Source organism: Denitrificimonas caeni (genome assembly GCF_905120345.1).
Taxonomy (GTDB): domain Bacteria; phylum Pseudomonadota; class Gammaproteobacteria; order Pseudomonadales; family Pseudomonadaceae; genus Denitrificimonas; species Denitrificimonas caeni_A.
The window spans coordinates 276,231-293,458 of sequence record NZ_CAJHOA010000003.1 but is presented as its reverse complement, the minus strand read 5'-3'; the positions used below and the strand labels follow the sequence as shown (position 1 = coordinate 293,458).

Sequence of the window (17,228 nt, the reverse complement as noted above, 5' to 3'; positions counted from 1 at the left end):
AATTAAGCAGTAGCTTGAGCAGATGCAGTTTTCAACAGTTGCGCAACGCGCTCTGAAGGTTGTGCACCTTTGCTTAACCAATACGTAGCGCGCTCTTGGTTAACAGACAAACTTACTTCACCACCAGTTGCAACTGGGTTGAAGAAACCAATACGCTCAACGAAACGACCATCACGAGCATTGCGGCTGTTAGCTACAGTCAAATGATAGAAAGGACGCTTTTTAGAGCCACCACGAGCCAAACGAATAGTTACCATTAAAGTTTTTTCCTTTAAGTATTTTACAAACAAAACGAACCAAGAACATGCATGGCCCGAAAGGCCGCATATTCTAAGGTTTATCCCGCCCTTTGCATAGGGCTATTTTGCACTCCAGTGCGTGTTTACATCTTGGGCATCCCGCCTGCCCCAGGCATCATCCCGCCAAGGCCGCGCATGATCTTACTCATACCGCCCTTGGTGCTGAATTTTTTCATCATTTTTTGCATCTGTTTATGTTGTTTAATCAGTCGTCCCACGTCTTGTACCTGAGTACCTGAACCCATGGCGATACGACGACGGCGCGAACCACTGATAATTTCAGGGTCACGACGTTCAGCAGGAGTCATTGAATTAATAATCGACTCCATCTGTTTAAACTGTTTTTCAGCAGCGCCTTGGGCACCACCCATCTGCGATAAATTCATCCCACCCATATTGGGCATTTTTTCTAATAGGCCGCCCATGCCGCCCATTTTATTCATTTGCTGTAGCTGATCACGAAAATCTTCCAGATCGAAACCCTTACCTTTTTTCAGTTTCTTGGTAAGTTTGTCAGCCTTTTCTTTATCAATGGTTTGTTCAGCTTGCTCAATTAAGCTGAGAACATCACCCATACCCAAAATACGTGAAGCAATACGATCGGGATGGAATGGCTCTAAGGCATCCGTCTTCTCGCCCATACCCAAGAACTTAATCGGCTTACCAGTAATGGCGCGCACGGACAACGCCGCACCACCACGGGCATCACCATCCACCTTGGTCAGTACCACACCGGTCAACGGCAGCGCATCATTAAAGGCTTTGGCGGTATTGGCCGCGTCTTGACCGGTCATCGCATCAACCACAAATAGCGTCTCAACCGGGTTGATCGCTGCGTGCAATTGCGCAATTTCCGCCATCATCTCGCTATCAATGGCGAGACGGCCGGCGGTATCCACTAGTACTACATCAATAAACTTAAGCTTGGCTTCTTTAATCGCTGCAATCGCGATGTCTTGCGGTTTCTGGCTGATATCGGAGGGGAAGAAGGTTACGCCCACTTCACTGGCCAAAGTTTCCAGCTGCTTAATCGCCGCAGGACGGTAAACGTCAGCGGAGACCACCATCACCGTTTTCTTTTTACGTTCTTTTAAGAAGCGCGCCAACTTCGCCACAGTGGTGGTTTTACCCACACCCTGCAAACCCGCCATCAAAATCACTGCAGGCGGTGCCGCATTCAGCGCAAGGTCTTCGTTGGCCTCGCCCATTAAGCTTTCTAGCTCAGCCTGAACAATCTTAATGAAGGCTTGGCCCGGCGACAGGCTACGCGATACTTCAGTACCGACCGCGCGATCACGTATCGAATTAACAAAATCTTTCACCACCGGCAAGGCCACATCGGCCTCAAGCAACGCCATGCGCACTTCACGTAGAGTGTCTTTGATATTGTCTTCGCTCAGACGCGCTTTACCAGTGACATGGCGTAGCGTCTGCGCAAGGCGATCGGATAAATTGTCGAACATACAAAGCCCTCAACATGGGTGCAGCAACAGCGAGCAGCATTGATTACGCTCATCTATAAAATAAACTGTTGCACAGCGGTTGTTACTAGAATCGGCAGAGTATAACCGATCCTGTGCGACTCGACAGCGTCCTGTGTGCAGTTGCGTTAAACTGTCGCTATTAATAAGGAGACGTTATGCCATCGAATTTACCACCCATCGTGCTGGCCTCCAGCTCAAGCTACCGCCGCGAACTGCTGGCACGCCTGCAACTGCCCTTCACGTGCCACAGTCCTGAGATTGATGAAACCCCGCTAAGCAATGAAACACCACAGGCATTAGTGCAGCGCTTAGCTTTGCGTAAAGCACATGCTTTGGCAGAGAAATACCCTGCGCATATTATTATAGGCTCAGATCAAGTGGCGGTACTCGATCAGCAGATCATCGGCAAACCGTTACACGCTGAAGGCGCCACGCAACAACTCAGCGCCGCCAGTGGACGCAGCGTGGTATTTTTAACCGGACTGGCCGTGCTCAATACACGTACAGGTATGCAACAAGTCGATCTCGTGCCGTTTACTGTGCACTTTCGCACACTTAGCTTGGATCAAATTCAACGCTATATAGCACTGGAGCAACCGTTTGATTGTGCCGGTAGTTTTAAGTCGGAAGGCTTAGGTGTCAGTTTATTTTGCGCGACTGAGGGTGCGGACGCCACCAGCTTAGTCGGTCTACCACTGATTCGCCTGTGCGATATGCTTAACCTGTGCGGTATTGCCGTGCCTTAAGTCATAGAGGTAAAGAAGACCTGTAACCTCTTATAGTTCGCGGGTTTTCTGCTTAAGGATATAGACGGTGACGCTGATGGCACTGACCAACATAAAGATACGTACCCAGAACAAGGGTACAATCCACATGGATAAACTGATGCTCGTCCACATCAAGACTAAAGCCCAGATTTTGCCTTTCAGCGGCAGACCTTGGCCATCGAGATAATCACGAACCCAAGGCCCAAGCTTTGGGTGCATGACCAGCCACAGATAAAAGCGTTTAGAACTGCGCGCAAAACACGCGGCAGCTAATAACAGAAAAGGGGTGGTGGGCAAAACTGGCAAGAAAATACCAATCACGCCCAAAACAACACTTAGACAACCACAAGCAAACAGCAAATAACGTAACGTAACACTACGTGCCTGCCGCTGCTGTGGCTCATGCATTACAAGCGATTAATGACGTGGCTTGAGTAGCACCGGTTTTTCTTCAGGTGCTTGGCATAATAAAAACAGCGCTGTCAGCACTTCAGGAATCTGTTCAACCATGCTGTCGACTAGATCGTAGTTGCTGGCAATTTCGGCAAAATCCGGCTGTTCATCAAATAAGCCTGAAGCGACCATAATCGGTAGCAACAGCTCGCTGACTTCGTCTTCAGCGTCTTCAAACCAGACTTCTTCGCGCAAGAAAATGCCTTCCATAAAGCCGACACACCAACCCCGCAGGTCAGAATCGTCTGGCTCTTCACCTAAATCCAAATCACATGGTAGGACCATATCATCGTCACTGGCTAATTGACGCTCAATCTGCGCTTTAAGCTGTAACAATCCTGCAGTGATATCAGCTTCTTCTGCCGCATCACGGTACTGTGGGACCTCAGCAAATAAGGCATCAATCCACTCTTCGGTCGGTACCACCTCAGGGCAAATAGACAGTGCCGTTAAATAGCCATGAGCGGCAATATAATCAAGCGCCTCGTCATGCAGTTCGTCAGCATCGAGGAAAGCTTGCAGTCGGGTTTGTTGCTCTGCGAGTGACATGCGTGATTACCATAAAAAATGAATTGAACTCTGATTGTAGTCTAGCTCTGCAATAACAGCTAGGGATTGGCTCGATGTTACCACCCTAGACAGCTAAAGATTAAGATCTAAACTGATTTACGCGTATAATGCCCAACTGGATTTGGAGAATGGCATGCATAATCAGGCGTTACAGACGCTAAAAAGTGTTTTTGGCTATGATGCGTTTCGCGGTCATCAGTCAGCAATTATTGAGCGTATCTGCGCTGGAAACGATGCTCTAGTATTGATGCCCACTGGCGGCGGGAAATCCTTATGCTATCAATTACCAGCACTATTACTCGATGGCTTAACCGTGGTTGTTTCGCCACTGATTGCCCTGATGCAAGATCAGGTAGCCAGCCTTGAAGAGCTGGGTATCCCCGCAGCGGCACTCAATTCCTCATTAAGCACCGACGAGCAACGCGAGATCGCTGATCGTTTGCGCAGACATGAAATCAAGCTACTGTACCTTGCACCAGAACGCTTGGTACAACCGCGCATGCTGGCATTTTTACAGCATTTACCGATCAGCTTATTCGCCATTGACGAAGCCCACTGTGTATCGCAGTGGGGGCATGACTTTCGACCCGAGTACCTGCAATTGGGTCAACTCGCTGAACTCTTTCCGAATGTGCCGCGTATTGCTCTAACAGCAACCGCTGACACTCGCACCAGGGAAGAAATCGCTCAGCGTTTACACTTACAAAAAGCCGAATGCTTTCTCTCCAGCTTTGATCGACCGAACATTTTTTACCGTATTACGCCGAAAGATAACCCACGCAAGCAGCTACTCGATTTTTTAGCACAACGCAAAGGTGATGCAGGGATTGTCTATTGTTTGTCGCGCAAAAGTGTTGAAGCAACCGCTGAGTTCCTGAGCAGCAAAGGTTTTCCCGCGCTGCCTTACCATGCGGGCCTGGACAATGAATTACGCGCCTCGAACCAGAAACGCTTTCTCAATGAAGAAGGCCTGATTATGGTGGCAACTATTGCCTTTGGCATGGGGATTGATAAATCTAACGTACGTTTTGTGGCGCATCTCGATTTACCTAAATCCTTAGAGGCCTACTATCAAGAAACAGGTCGTGCTGGACGCGATGGTCTACCGGCTGATGCGTGGATGGTCTACGGCTTACAAGATGTACTGATGCTGAAACAAATGCTCAGCAACTCAGAAGGCGATGAACGGCATAAACGCGTTGAGCAGCACAAGCTTGAAGCAATGCTGGCTCTGTGTGAAGAAACCCGCTGTCGCCGCCAAGCCTTACTGGCTTACTTTGATGAGGACCTACCGCAACCCTGCGGCCATTGCGACAACTGCATTGATACCATCGAGACCTGGGATGCCACCGCTGCCGCGCGTCAAGCACTCTCGGCTATCCACCGTACGGGTCAGCGCTATGGTGTCGGTTATTTATCTGATGTGTTACAAGGCCGTGAAAATGATCGCGTACGCGCGCTAGGCCATCAACATCTGAGTGTCTTTGCTATTGGTAAAGCACTGAATGACCACCAGTGGCGCTCACTGTTCCGTCAACTGGTTGCACGCAACTTAATTGATGTCGATGTCGACGGTTTTGGTGGTCTACGCTTATCTGAAACCTGCCGTCCGTTATTACGCGGTGAAACCACATTATTACTGCGTCGCGATCTATCTCCACAAACAAAACCAACACGCAGCGCCAGTCAAGCCAGCCAGTTGGTACGCAGCGACGAGCGCGAGATGTGGGAAGCTTTACGCACCTTACGCCGCCAGTTGGCGGAAGAACACAGCGTGCCACCTTATGTCATTTTCCCTGACTCGACTCTGCTAGAAATGCTTCGCGAGCAGCCCGAAGATCTTGCTGATATGGCAGAAATCAGTGGCGTCGGCGCACGTAAACTGGAACGCTACGGCGTCGCCTTTTTAAAAGTGCTTAACCAGCAGGACAACCCTAGCGCCGCGCCGAGCACGCCAAACAACCAAGACTTACGTCACCAACTGGTGACCTTAGCACGCAGCGGTATGACTCCCGAGCAAATTGCCCAGCACATGCAGTGCAGCCTAAAAAACATCTACAGCCTGATGGCACAAGCCATTGCTGGTAATTTATTAAGCTTGGAGCAAGCACTGGATTTACCCGAAGAGGTATTGGGCGACATTCAGGATGCTTTTTTACAAAGTGATGGCGAGCTACCCAGCGTCGCTAGTATCGCTGAGCAATTCACTCCGCAGATTGAAGAAGGTGTGTTGTATTGCGTGCGTGCAGCATTACAAGCTGAGTTTTCTGACATATTGTAAATACGGGCTTAGGATTTTAAGGGTGAGTGACATTCCTTTACACTCACCTTTATCCCTTTCATTCAACTCATGTGGCAACTTGTCACACCCTTCATTGATCTACATCAAGTCATAACCCATGCGTTTCTTGAATACTGCAAATGTCGCGCCAGCATTGCAATAACCCACAACCTTCCCGGGTACGTGTTCAATTTGCAACGTTTGCGCGTCGTTTAACTTTCTAGCGCTACTTCTTGAAACAGTATATGAATGTACTGGATTTTATGCGCCTTGATGTTCATCAAGGCGCATTTTTTTATGACATGCAACACTGCTATTCCATGCCCTGGGAAGCAGAGGTTTCACATGTCCCGTGCGCAACTCCCTCTAATTTATTCTTGCTCAGGCTGCTCAAACGTTGCTCAGCTAGCCAACACCTTGGCAGTACGTCTTGATCGTGCAGGCCTCGCAGAGATGTCATGCATTGCCGGAGTCGGTGGCGATGTAAAAGCACTGGTTAAAAAAGCCCAGTCAGCGCGCTCTATTTTAGCGATTGATGGTTGCAACCTACATTGCGCCAAAGCCTGTTTAGCCCGACATCATGTACAAGCAGATGTGCATATCACCCTCAGCGACTTTGGTTTGCGTAAGCGTTATGGTGAAGACTGTTCGCCAGCAGAAGCTGACGAACTATTTGCAGAATTAAGCGCTATTATAGCCAGCGACCGTTTATCTCAATACGCCTAAGCATCATGAGTCACTGGACGCGCAATAATTCGCCAATCATTAGCTAACGCGCGCATCTCAACGATGCGTAAAGGCAGCGCATCGGCCATCAGATCAATCGGTAACTGCATTAATGGCTGCGCGCTTGACCCCAACAGAGTGGCTGCCATATAGATATACAGTTCATCGACCAGACCAGCTTGAACAAAGGCGCCAGCCAATCGCGGACCTGCTTCAACCATGAGCTCACTGATACCACGCTGCGCCAACTCATACAATAATGCCTGCAAATCTACATATCCGTTAACCTCCGGCAACTGCAGGTATTCGATCTCTGCCGTATGAGTGGGCGGACATTGATGGGTAACCACTAAAGCCGGCCCTGCAGTGAAAAACGCAACATCCGTCGGCACACGTAAACGCCCGTCAAGCACAATGCGCAACGGTGGTCGCGACAGAGCTAAATCACGCTGCTCGGCACTCACCAGCAATTCATCAGCACGCACGGTGAGCCGGGCATTATCAGTGATCACCGTATCGGCACCGGTAATAATCGCACTGGAGCGCGCACGTAAACTCTGCACATCAGCACGCGCAGCAGGGCCGGTAATCCACTGACTTTCGCCACTGGCCATGGCAGTTCGGCCATCTAAGCTCATCGCTAATTTTAAGCGTACAAAAGGCAAGCCTGTTTCCATACGCTTCACAAAACCACAATTTAATGTCCGCGCGGCAACGCTGAGTTCGCCACTCAGCAGATCAACTTGAATACCTTGAGCACGTAAATGGGCAATACCCCGCCCAGCCACCTGCGGATTAGGATCTTGCATCGCAATCACCACGCGCTGCACTCCTGCTTGCACTAAAGCGTCTGCACACGGCGGTGTCAGGCCATGATGACTGCAGGGTTCCAGCGTTACATAGGCAGTGGCGCCTTGAGCTAGAGCTCCTGCTTGGCGCAACGCATGCACTTCAGCATGCGGTTCGCCGGCACGCACATGCCAACCCTCACCGACCACTTGCTGGTTCGCAACCACCACACAACCCACACGCGGATTCGGATGAGTACTGTAGAGACCCTGCTCAGCGAGGCGCAAGGCCTGCGCCATATAGACTTGATCGTTCATTCGTCTATGCTATTACTAGCGTCGGCTGAACTGCTAGCCATCAGATCGATTTCCTTACGAAACTCGTTGAGATCTTGAAAGCGGCGATAGACTGAGGCGAAGCGAATATAGGCGACTTCATCCAACTTTTTCAGCTCATTCATCACCAGCTCACCGACGACCAAAGATTGCACTTCACGCTCACCCGTCGCGCGCAATTTACGTTTAATTCGCGCCACAGCTTCCTCTAAACGCTCCAAACTGACCGGACGCTTTTCCAGCGCACGTAACATGCCGGCACGAAACTTATCCTCATCAAAAGGTTGGCGACTGCCATCTTGCTTAATCAGACGCGGCAAGATTAAGTCAGCCGTTTCAAAGGTCGTAAAACGTTCTTCGCACAGTAAGCATTCACGACGACGGCGCACTTGATCGCCATTCGCGACTAAGCGCGAGTCAATCACCTTGGTATCATTGGCGCCACAGAAAGGACAATACATACGGACTGATCGCTTATTAAAAACATAGATACGGATAGTAGCCTATCTTTCTCGTAAGCAAAACTGTCTAGCAGTCGTATACCAGAGGATGCTAAATATTAAGCATGCCTCAAGGCACCGTCAGATAAAGGTTTAAAGACACGCATTAAACGCTAAATAAGCAGCATGATCGATAGGTTGCACGCTGCTTAAAAGACTGTTTTCAACTGGCTAACAGCACCAAGTCTGCCGACCACAGCGCATATAATAATGCGCCAGCAATCAGACCTGCGAGCATATCGTCGAGCATAATGCCCAAGCCGCCACCGATATGACGATCAAGCAATGAAATGGGCCAAGGTTTTACAATATCCAGCACGCGAAATAGAACAAAACCAAGCACCCACCATTGCCAGGTATTGGGCAAGAGGATCAGCGTCATCCAGATACCCACCATCTCATCCCAGACAATACCGCCATGATCGTGTACGCCTAAATCATCAGCGACTCGACCGCACAGCCAAAATCCGAATAGGCTCACCACGACGATAAACACTAAAGCCCCTGCGAGCGGCAGCATATACAGCAACGGCATCACGGCTAAGCCTGCGAGTGTACCCCAGGTGCCGGGTGCTTTTTTAGCCAACCCTGTGCCAAAGCCAAAGGCTAGGAAATGCCAGAAATTGCTCCACACTTTAGGTGCGCGCATGGGTTCTATATCCTTATTCAAAATGCTGATAGCCACTGTGCAGTTGAGCAATCGATTGCCTGGTTTCATCTAAGAGCTGTACGCCTGTACCGACACAAGCCTGACCGATCACCCGCACATCAGGAAAGTGTTGCTGCAGGAGCATTAACCCACTCGGCGCAATCGTAAAGGCCAGCTGATAATCATCACCACCGCTGAGTGCACACTGTAATGCAGCACTATCGCCTAACAGTTGGCGTGCTGCAGCAGCGACTGGCACTTGTGCTTGCTGAATCTGCAGACAGAGATTGGACGCTTTAGCGATATGCCCACAGTCGGCTAATAAACCATCGGAAATGTCTAGAGCAGCATGGGCTGTGCCGCGCAAATATTGCCCCAGCGCCAGCTGCGGTTGTGGCGACCAGTACGCCGCCAATAACTGCTGTAAGGTTGCTGCCGAAACTGTTTGGGGATCAATATCACCCAACACCACAGGCACTGCGGCGGCGGCAGCACCTAGCGGGCCACTGACACAGAGTAGATCACCCTCTTGCGCAGCTGAACGCAATAACGCCTGATGTTTAGGCACTGCGCCCATCACCGTAACAGTCATCGCTAGCGGACCGCGCGTGGTGTCCCCACCCACTAAGCCAATCGCACAGCGCTGTGCCATAGCGCTTAAACCTTCACTGAAGGCGTGCAACCAGTCGGCATCAATCTGCGGCAAAGTAATCGCTAAGGTAAAGCCAATCGGCACCGCACCCATCGCTGCCAAATCACTGACGGCAACGGCTAAAGCGCGCTGACCGAGTAAAAAAGCGGGAGCGTTTTCAGGGAAGTGAATACCACTGACTAGAGTATCGGTGGATATTGCACAACGATGCTCTGCAGGAATATGCAGCAGTGCGCAATCGTCACCAATACCTAAAGAGATATTTTCACCGCCCTGCGCGCAGGCAGAGCGGGTGAAAAAATGTTGAATCAACTCAAATTCATTCATCAAGCAACACTCGCCGTGCTCAAGCGTGGCGAGCGCAGCATCGACTTAGTTTTTATTGAGTTTAGCGTCACGAATTTCTGCTCCGCGCAAGCGCAGGGCTAATTTATCCAGTACACCGTTGACGTACTTATGACCATCGGTTGCGCCAAAGACTTTGGCCAACTCGATGCCTTCATTAATCACGACACGGTAAGGTACATCAATACGCGTACTCAACTCCCATGTCGCTAAACGTAGAATAGCCCACTCAACCGGATCCAGCTCGTGCATCGGACGATCAAGATAAGGCTCGATCAGTGCATCAATTTCACTTTTCTTACCTGGCACGCCACGTAAGATCTCATTGAAATATACACCGTCGACGCCATTGAAATCATTATCCACGCGAAACTGCGCTTCAATTTCATTCAAGTTTTGTCCAGCCACATGCCACTGATATAACGCTTGCATTGCCAAGGTGCGCGCAACACGGCGCATGGCAATCCGACCTTTAGCACGCGGCGGTGGGTTATCACGACAGTCGTCGTTATTTAAGCTCACTTGGCCTCCAGCTGCGCAAGCAGGCTCACCATCTCCAGCGCTGATAGCGCTGCTTCCACACCCTTGTTACCTGCTTTAGTACCTGAACGTTCAATCGCCTGCTCAATCGAGTCAACGGTTAATACGCCAAAGGCGACCGGTACACCAAACTGCATAGACACTTGTGCTAAACCTTTAGTGCACTCACCTGAAACATATTCAAAGTGCGGGGTACCACCACGAATCACTGCACCTAAAGCAATAATTGCCGCGTACTCTTTACGCTCAGCAACTTTTTGTGCAACTAAAGGCAGCTCAAAAGCACCTGGTGCACGAATCACGGTAATTGCATCTTTGCTGACACCGTGGCGTACTAATGTATCAATTGCGCCTTCAACCAAGCTTTCTACAACAAAGCTGTTGAAACGGCCAACAACCAGCGCAAACTTGCCTTGTGGGGCAATAAAGGTACCTTCGATTGTCTTCAAGGTCATGTTTTTCATCCTAATAAAGAGCGAAGGAGCGGCGCTAGCTGCCGCTCCAATAACAGTTAATCCTGCGGTTGCAGGTATTCTACAACTTCTAAGTCGAATCCGGATATGGCATTAAAGCGCATTGGCGTACTTAATAAGCGCATTTTACGCACACCAAGGTCACGCAAAATCTGCGAACCCGCACCTACAGTACTGTAGGTGCCCGACGTTTTGGTGGCTTTCACATCACCATCGTTACCTAATTGACGCTCTAAATGCTCAAGCAAGCTGGAGCCAGTCATCTGGTTACCCAATAACAATACGACGCCACTGCCTGCTTTAGCCACTTCGGCCATGGCACCACGCAAACTCCATCGACCGTCATTCTTAACCATAAATAAGTCACGCAGCGGGTCCATATTATGAACACGCACTAAGGTGGGCTCTTCAGGGCTAATAGTACCTAAAGTCAGTGCCAAATGAACATCACCTGCAGTCGACTCACGGTAAGTAACTAAATTAAATTTACCCAACTCACTATCAAGCATCTGTGTTGAAACACGCTCAATGGTACGCTCATTCATCATGCGGTAATGAATCAAATCAGCAATAGTACCGATTTTAATACCGTGTTCTTGGGCAAAGATTTCCAATTCAGGACGGCGCGCCATGGTGCCGTCATCATTCATAATTTCACAGATCACGCCACTTGGCTCGTAGCCACCCAAGCGCGCTAAATCACAAGCAGCTTCAGTATGTCCCGCACGAGCTAAGACACCACCCACCTGCCCCATCAATGGGAAAATATGGCCCGGACTGACGATATCAGCGGCAACTGCATCTTTGGCCGCGGCAGCTTGCACAGTACGCGCACGGTCAGCCGCAGAGATACCGGTGGTAACGCCAACTGCCGCTTCAATCGAAACAGTAAACTTGGTACCGAAACCTGAGCCGTTGTGCTGCGCCATTAACGGCAAGCCTAAACGCTCACAGCGCTCAACGCTCATCGGCATACAAATCAAGCCGCGCGCATGCTTGGCCATAAAGTTAATATGTTCGGCAGTGACGCACTCAGAAGCGATAATTAAATCACCTTCGTTTTCGCGGTCTTCATCATCCATCAAGATGACCATTTTGCCAGCACGAATATCTGCAACAATTTCTTCAATAGTATTTAATGACACGAGATAACCCTTCAATTAAGAACGCATAAAGCCATGCTCTGCGAGAAAGCCCGCAGTAATGGCGTGGCTGGTCGGTTCAGCGGCATGCTCACCTTGCAATAAGCGCTCAAGGTAGCGAGCAATTAAGTCAATTTCGAGATTAACTAAATGCCCTGCTTGATAGTCGGCCATAATGGTTTCTTGCAAGGTATGCGGAACAATGGTCAATTCAAACTCACTGCCATTGACGCCATTGACCGTGAGACTCACGCCATCCACGGTAATCGAGCCTTTCATGGCGATATAACGCGCCAGCTCTTTCGGTGCACGTACCCAGAACTGGATCGCCCGTGCATTTTCGCTGCGTGACAATACTTCACCAACACCATCAACGTGGCCACTGACCAAATGCCCGCCTAAACGAGTGGTCGGCAATAAAGCTTTTTCCAAGTTGACTGGACTGCCGCTTTTTAAGTTAACCAAGGCCGTTCGTGCCAAAGTTTCTCGGCTAACATCCGCACAAAAGCCATCACCTGGCAATTCTACTACGGTCAAGCAAATACCATTAACAGCAATGCTGTCGCCCAGCTTTACATCGGTTAAATCTAACTTTCCTGTGGACACGTGTACGCGCACATCACCACCTTTCGGGGTCATGCTACGAATACGACCTATCGATTCGATTATTCCTGTGAACATAAAACCTCCGCACATAACGAATTGATATGACTCGTCTGTGTCGATCTCCTGTTTACTATCAAACAAGGCTATTTTTGATCGAATGGGAGTGTGCCGTGCAAGATATGCACGGTAACGGATCCCGTTCTCTCTTCATCCGGACTGTAACCGTCGGCCTTGGGATCTCACCAAGTCTGCTGACCTTGCTTACCTTATGCACCAGCGTAACCAAGCGCTCGTGGGCTATGCTTTTATTAAGCAATTACCACCGGTGGGGAATCTCGCCCCGCCCTGAGAACGTCACCAACACCTTTAGTAGGGTGGCGCTATACGTTTTACCACATATTAGACTGCACTGCACGGCTTGGCTGGAGTTGCTATGCACAAAGCCTAGCTGTCACCAAATAGTAGAGCAACCGAATGTATTACAGCCTTAGAGCGGACAAGCAACAATCGACGCTTTATCAGCTGCGCACCCCTCTTGAAATCAATACAGCAAACTCACCACAATCTGACTCAACAGCTTTAAAAGGTCACTTTATTAGTAAATCATCGGTCTTAACCTATGGCCAAAGCCCGTTTGACGGTATACTTTGCGGTTTTCCGATTAGCCGTATTCTATTTAGGGGTCCCGCCGCACTATGGATAAGACCTATCAGCCGCACGCCATTGAAGCCACTTGGTACCAGTCATGGGAAACCAATCAATACTTTGCGCCCCAAGGTTCTGGTCAACCGTACACCATTATGATTCCGCCGCCGAACGTCACTGGCAGCTTACATATGGGTCATGGTTTTAATAATGCCATTATGGATGCGCTGATTCGTTACCGCCGTATGCAAGGCCGTAACACCCTTTGGCAGCCCGGTACTGACCACGCAGGTATCGCCACGCAAATGGTGGTAGAACGCCAATTAGCTGCGCAAGGCCTTGACCGCCACGACTTGGGCCGCGAAGCCTTCTTAGACAAAGTCTGGAAATGGAAAGAAGAATCTGGCGGTACGATTACCCGTCAAATTCGTCGTCTGGGTAGCTCGGTGGATTGGTCGCGTGAGCGCTTTACCATGGATGATGGAATGTCCGAGGCGGTTAAAGAAGCTTTTGTGCGCTTGCATGAAGACGGACTGATTTACCGCGGCAAACGCTTAGTAAACTGGGACCCTAAATTTCATACCGCCATTTCCGACCTCGAAGTGGAAAACCACGATGAGAAAGGTCACCTTTGGAATCTGCGCTATCCGCTGGCCGATGGTGCGAAAACCGCCGAAGGTCAAGACTATTTAGTGGTTGCCACTACGCGTCCAGAAACCATGCTGGGTGATAGCGCAGTTGCCGTACACCCGGAAGACGAGCGCTATAAGGCGCTGATTGGTTCCTTTATTGATCTACCCCTAGTCGGTCGCCGCATTCCTATTGTGGGCGATGACTACTGTGATCCTGAGTTTGGTACCGGTTGTGTAAAAATCACCCCCGCGCACGACTTCAATGACTATGAAGTGGGCAAACGCCATAATCTGCCACTGATCAATATTCTCGATCAGAATGCTGCAATTTTAGCATCGGCACAGATCTTCAATAGCGATGGCACGGTTAATAACCAACTGGATAGCAGTTTGCCTGCCGAGTTTGCCGGTTTGGATCGTTTTGAAGCACGTAAACAGATTGTTGCTGCACTGCAAGCGGCAGAGTTACTGGTTAGCATTGATGATCACGCGTTAAAAACACCACGTGGCGATCGCTCCGGCGCGGTGATTGAACCTTGGTTGACTGACCAGTGGTATGTATCGACTAAACCTTTAGCAGAGCCTGCTATTGCTGCGGTTGAAGATGGCCGTATTCAGTTTGTGCCTAAGCAATACGAAAATATGTATTTCAGCTGGATGCGCGACATTCAAGACTGGTGCATCAGTCGCCAACTGTGGTGGGGACACCGTATTCCTGCTTGGTACGATGAAGCTGGGAATGTTTATGTCGGTCGCAATGAAGCTGAAGTACGTGCAAAACACGATCTTGGCGATATCGCTCTACGTCAGGACAATGATGTACTGGACACTTGGTTTAGCTCCGGCTTATGGACCTTCTCAACCCTAGGCTGGCCAGAACAAACTGATTTTTTAAAAACCTTCCACCCTACCGATGTATTGGTGACCGGTTTTGACATTATCTTCTTCTGGGTCGCGCGCATGATTATGATGACCATGCACCTATTGAAAAATGAAGATGGTACAGCGCAAATTCCATTTAAAACTGTCTATGTGCATGGCCTCGTTCGCGATAGTCAAGGACAGAAGATGTCCAAATCCAAAGGTAACGTTTTGGATCCTCTGGATATTATCGACGGGATTGACCTTGAGTCATTAGTGCAGAAACGCACCAGTGGCATGATGCAACCACAAATGGCCAAAGCCATTGAGAAGCAAACACGTGAAGAGTTTGCTGACGGCATTGCCAGTTATGGTACCGATGCGCTGCGCTTTACCTTCTTATCATTGGCCTCGACTGGTCGTGATGTGAAGTTTGATATGGGTCGCGTCGAAGGCTACCGCAACTTCTGCAATAAAATCTGGAACGCTGCACGTTATGTGATGATGCAATGCGAAGAACAAGACTGCGGCCTCGATGAGCAACCTGTCGAACTGACTGTAGCCGATCGCTGGATTATTTCGCAACTGCAACGCACTGAAGCTGAAGTGGCACGACAACTGGATAATTTCCGTTTCGACCTCGCCGCGCAAGCGCTGTATGAGTTTATCTGGAATCAGTATTGTGACTGGTACTTGGAGTTATCCAAACCCGTGCTCTGGGATAAAGAAGCGCCAATCGAACGTACGCGCGGCACACGTCGTACTTTGGTGCGCGTACTGGAAGCAGCGTTGCGTTTAGCCCATCCGTTTATGCCATTTATTACTGAAGAGATCTGGCAGCGTATTGCACCCATGGCAGGAAAAACCGGCGACACCATTATGCTGCAACCCTTCCCTGCCAGCGCTAGCGATGCCGTTGATGCGCAGGCTGAAGGCGATATCGAATGGCTGAAAGAGTTGATGCTGGCTCTGCGTAATATCCGTGCAGAAATGAATATTGGCCCAGGCACACCGATTCCGTTGTACCTGGGTAATACGACTGCAGAAGATCTGCGCCGTTTAGAGGTTAATAGTGTCACGCTGAACAAGCTGGCTAAGCTTGAGTCAGTCACATTGTTAGCCGCTGAACAACAAGCACCGATGTCAGCCACAGCACTGGTGGGTGAGATGCAAGTTCTGGTACCAATGGCGGGTTTAATCGATACCCAGGCAGAACTCGCGCGCCTGGATAAGGAAATGCAACGCCTCAACGGTGAGATTAAACGTGTATCGGGCAAGCTCTCCAATCAAGGCTTTGTCGCGAAAGCGCCAGCCGATGTGATTGACAAAGAACGCGCGAAGCAAGCTGATTTCGAGCAAGCATTAGCGCGCCTAACCGAGCAACATACGCGTATCGCCAGCTTATAAACTGATCAACACCTATACAAGAATTGGGGATTGGCTGGCATACTGCCACAATCCCCCATAAGAGGCAGACAAACATGACCCGCTTATCAAAAAAAGCGTTACTCACGCTCAGCGCACTGACATTAGCGATGAGCGCATCATTTGGCGCTTTAGCAGAACCGGTTAAATCCGTGGCAGTCACCGCGATTGTTGAACACCCTGCTCTCGATTCAGTGCGCGACGGTGTATTGGATGCTCTGCACGAGGCTGGTTACAACGAAGGCAAAAACCTAAAATGGCAATATCAAAGCGCCCAAGGTAATACCGGCACTGCGGCACAAATTGCCCGTAAATTTATTGGCGATCAACCCGATGCTATCGTTGCGATTGCGACACCATCAGCACAGGCGGCAGTCGCTGGCACTAAAAATATTCCTATTGTGTTCTCCGCGGTCACTGATCCGGTACTCGGCCAGTTGACGCCAAGCTGGGAAGCCAGCGGCACCAACGTCACTGGTGTTTCTGACGTACTTGAACTCAGCAAACAAATGGAACTGGTAAAGAAAATCGTACCCAACGCTAAGCGTATCGGTATGGTATTTAATCCAGGTGAAGCCAACTCTGTCGCTGTGGTTACAGCCCTTAAAGAAATCCTGCCGCAATACGACCTAACCTTAGTTGAAGCGGCGGCACCACGCTCAGTTGACGTGGGTACAGCGGCGCGCAGTTTAGTCGGTAAAGTCGATGTGATTTATACTAACACCGACAATAACGTGGTCTCCGCTTATGAAGCCTTAGTGAAAGTCGGTAACGATATGAAAATACCGTTAATTGCCTCTGACACCGACAGTGTGAAGCGTGGCGCGATTGCTGCTTTAGGTGTTAACTATCGCGAACTCGGCCAACAGACTGGACGCATCGTGGTACGTATCTTAAACGGTGAAAAGCCCGGCGATATCAAACCGCAAACCAGTGAAAATATTCAATTATTTGTTAACCTCAGCGCCGCTGAAAAGCAGGGTGTGACGCTGTCACAAGAACTGATTGATAGCGCTGCTGAAGTGATTCGTTAAGATAGATCCAGTCGCACCCC

General features: G+C 49.7%; 17 protein-coding genes and 1 riboswitch. Of the genes, 5 read left to right on the top strand and 12 right to left on the bottom strand.

Annotated elements, in window-relative coordinates; all coding sequences use genetic code 11:
• Positions 1-2: 2 nt before the first annotated feature.
• Positions 3-257, bottom strand: coding sequence for a 30S ribosomal protein S16 (gene rpsP / locus JYJ62_RS07565; RefSeq protein WP_205341596.1), 255 nt, complete (start codon positions 255-257; stop codon positions 3-5).
• 125 nt (positions 258-382) lie between these two features.
• Positions 383-1,762 (bottom strand): signal recognition particle protein, encoded by a 1,380-nt coding sequence (gene ffh / locus JYJ62_RS07560; protein ID WP_205341595.1) that lies wholly within the window; start codon positions 1,760-1,762, stop codon positions 383-385.
• 176 nt (positions 1,763-1,938) lie between these two features.
• On the opposite strand from ffh, the gene JYJ62_RS07555 reads away from it, so the two are divergent.
• Positions 1,939-2,529: a Maf family protein gene (locus tag JYJ62_RS07555; RefSeq protein ID WP_205341594.1), complete on the top strand. Its 591-nt coding sequence runs from the start codon at positions 1,939-1,941 to the stop codon at positions 2,527-2,529.
• 30 nt (positions 2,530-2,559) lie between these two features.
• On the opposite strand, the gene JYJ62_RS07550 is transcribed toward JYJ62_RS07555, so the two are convergent.
• Together JYJ62_RS07550 and JYJ62_RS07545 are read right to left on the bottom strand one after the other, a co-directional pair.
• A complete protein-coding gene (locus JYJ62_RS07550) occupies positions 2,560-2,958 on the bottom strand; it encodes a YbaN family protein (protein ID WP_205341593.1) in 399 nt (132 codons plus the stop codon).
• 9 nt (positions 2,959-2,967) lie between these two features.
• On the bottom strand, positions 2,968-3,552 hold the full coding sequence (locus JYJ62_RS07545) for a YecA family protein (protein WP_205341592.1): 585 nt from the start codon (positions 3,550-3,552) through the stop codon (positions 2,968-2,970).
• Positions 3,553-3,706: 154 nt separating this feature from the next.
• On the opposite strand from JYJ62_RS07545, the gene recQ reads away from it, so the two are divergent.
• Both recQ and JYJ62_RS07535 read left to right on the top strand, forming a co-directional pair.
• Positions 3,707-5,854 (top strand): DNA helicase RecQ, encoded by a 2,148-nt coding sequence (gene recQ, locus JYJ62_RS07540; protein ID WP_205341591.1) that lies wholly within the window; start codon positions 3,707-3,709, stop codon positions 5,852-5,854.
• Between the two features lie 345 nt (positions 5,855-6,199).
• On the top strand, positions 6,200-6,580 hold the full coding sequence (locus JYJ62_RS07535) for a putative zinc-binding protein (RefSeq protein WP_205341590.1): 381 nt from the start codon (positions 6,200-6,202) through the stop codon (positions 6,578-6,580).
• Here the strand turns inward: JYJ62_RS07535 and ribD are convergent.
• From ribD to JYJ62_RS07495, 8 genes are all read right to left on the bottom strand, one after another.
• On the bottom strand, positions 6,577-7,686 hold the full coding sequence (ribD, locus tag JYJ62_RS07530; RefSeq protein WP_205341589.1) for a bifunctional diaminohydroxyphosphoribosylaminopyrimidine deaminase/5-amino-6-(5-phosphoribosylamino)uracil reductase RibD: 1,110 nt from the start codon (positions 7,684-7,686) through the stop codon (positions 6,577-6,579). The two genes, JYJ62_RS07535 and ribD, sit on opposite strands and share 4 nt — an antisense overlap.
• Positions 7,683-8,165: a transcriptional regulator NrdR gene (nrdR, locus tag JYJ62_RS07525; protein ID WP_205341588.1), complete on the bottom strand. Its 483-nt coding sequence runs from the start codon at positions 8,163-8,165 to the stop codon at positions 7,683-7,685. Before nrdR ends, ribD begins: the two co-directional genes overlap by 4 nt.
• A gap of 202 nt (positions 8,166-8,367) precedes the next feature.
• Positions 8,368-8,853 (bottom strand): phosphatidylglycerophosphatase A, encoded by a 486-nt coding sequence (locus JYJ62_RS07520; protein WP_205341587.1) that lies wholly within the window; start codon positions 8,851-8,853, stop codon positions 8,368-8,370.
• A gap of 13 nt (positions 8,854-8,866) precedes the next feature.
• Positions 8,867-9,832, bottom strand: coding sequence for a thiamine-phosphate kinase (gene thiL / locus JYJ62_RS07515; protein WP_205341586.1), 966 nt, complete (start codon positions 9,830-9,832; stop codon positions 8,867-8,869).
• Between the two features lie 45 nt (positions 9,833-9,877).
• The gene (gene nusB / locus JYJ62_RS07510) at positions 9,878-10,372 is read right to left on the bottom strand and encodes a transcription antitermination factor NusB (RefSeq protein ID WP_205341585.1); all 495 of its coding nucleotides are present in this window, start codon (positions 10,370-10,372) and stop codon (positions 9,878-9,880) included.
• The gene (gene ribE, locus JYJ62_RS07505; RefSeq protein WP_205341584.1) at positions 10,369-10,845 is read right to left on the bottom strand and encodes a 6,7-dimethyl-8-ribityllumazine synthase; all 477 of its coding nucleotides are present in this window, start codon (positions 10,843-10,845) and stop codon (positions 10,369-10,371) included. Before ribE ends, nusB begins: the two co-directional genes overlap by 4 nt.
• Positions 10,846-10,901: 56 nt before the next feature.
• The gene (ribBA, locus tag JYJ62_RS07500; RefSeq protein WP_205341583.1) at positions 10,902-12,008 is read right to left on the bottom strand and encodes a bifunctional 3,4-dihydroxy-2-butanone-4-phosphate synthase/GTP cyclohydrolase II; all 1,107 of its coding nucleotides are present in this window, start codon (positions 12,006-12,008) and stop codon (positions 10,902-10,904) included.
• Between the two features lie 15 nt (positions 12,009-12,023).
• Entirely contained in the window at positions 12,024-12,686 is a 663-nt protein-coding gene (locus JYJ62_RS07495) for a riboflavin synthase (RefSeq protein ID WP_205341582.1), read from the bottom strand.
• A gap of 119 nt (positions 12,687-12,805) precedes the next feature.
• A riboswitch (FMN riboswitch) is annotated at positions 12,806-12,968 on the bottom strand.
• Between the two features lie 338 nt (positions 12,969-13,306).
• On the opposite strand from JYJ62_RS07495, the gene JYJ62_RS07490 reads away from it, so the two are divergent.
• Both JYJ62_RS07490 and JYJ62_RS07485 read left to right on the top strand, forming a co-directional pair.
• Entirely contained in the window at positions 13,307-16,156 is a 2,850-nt protein-coding gene (locus JYJ62_RS07490) for a valine--tRNA ligase (RefSeq protein ID WP_205341581.1), read from the top strand.
• Between the two features lie 74 nt (positions 16,157-16,230).
• Positions 16,231-17,208: an ABC transporter substrate-binding protein gene (locus JYJ62_RS07485; protein ID WP_205341580.1), complete on the top strand. Its 978-nt coding sequence runs from the start codon at positions 16,231-16,233 to the stop codon at positions 17,206-17,208.
• The last annotated feature ends 20 nt before the right edge of the window (positions 17,209-17,228 follow it).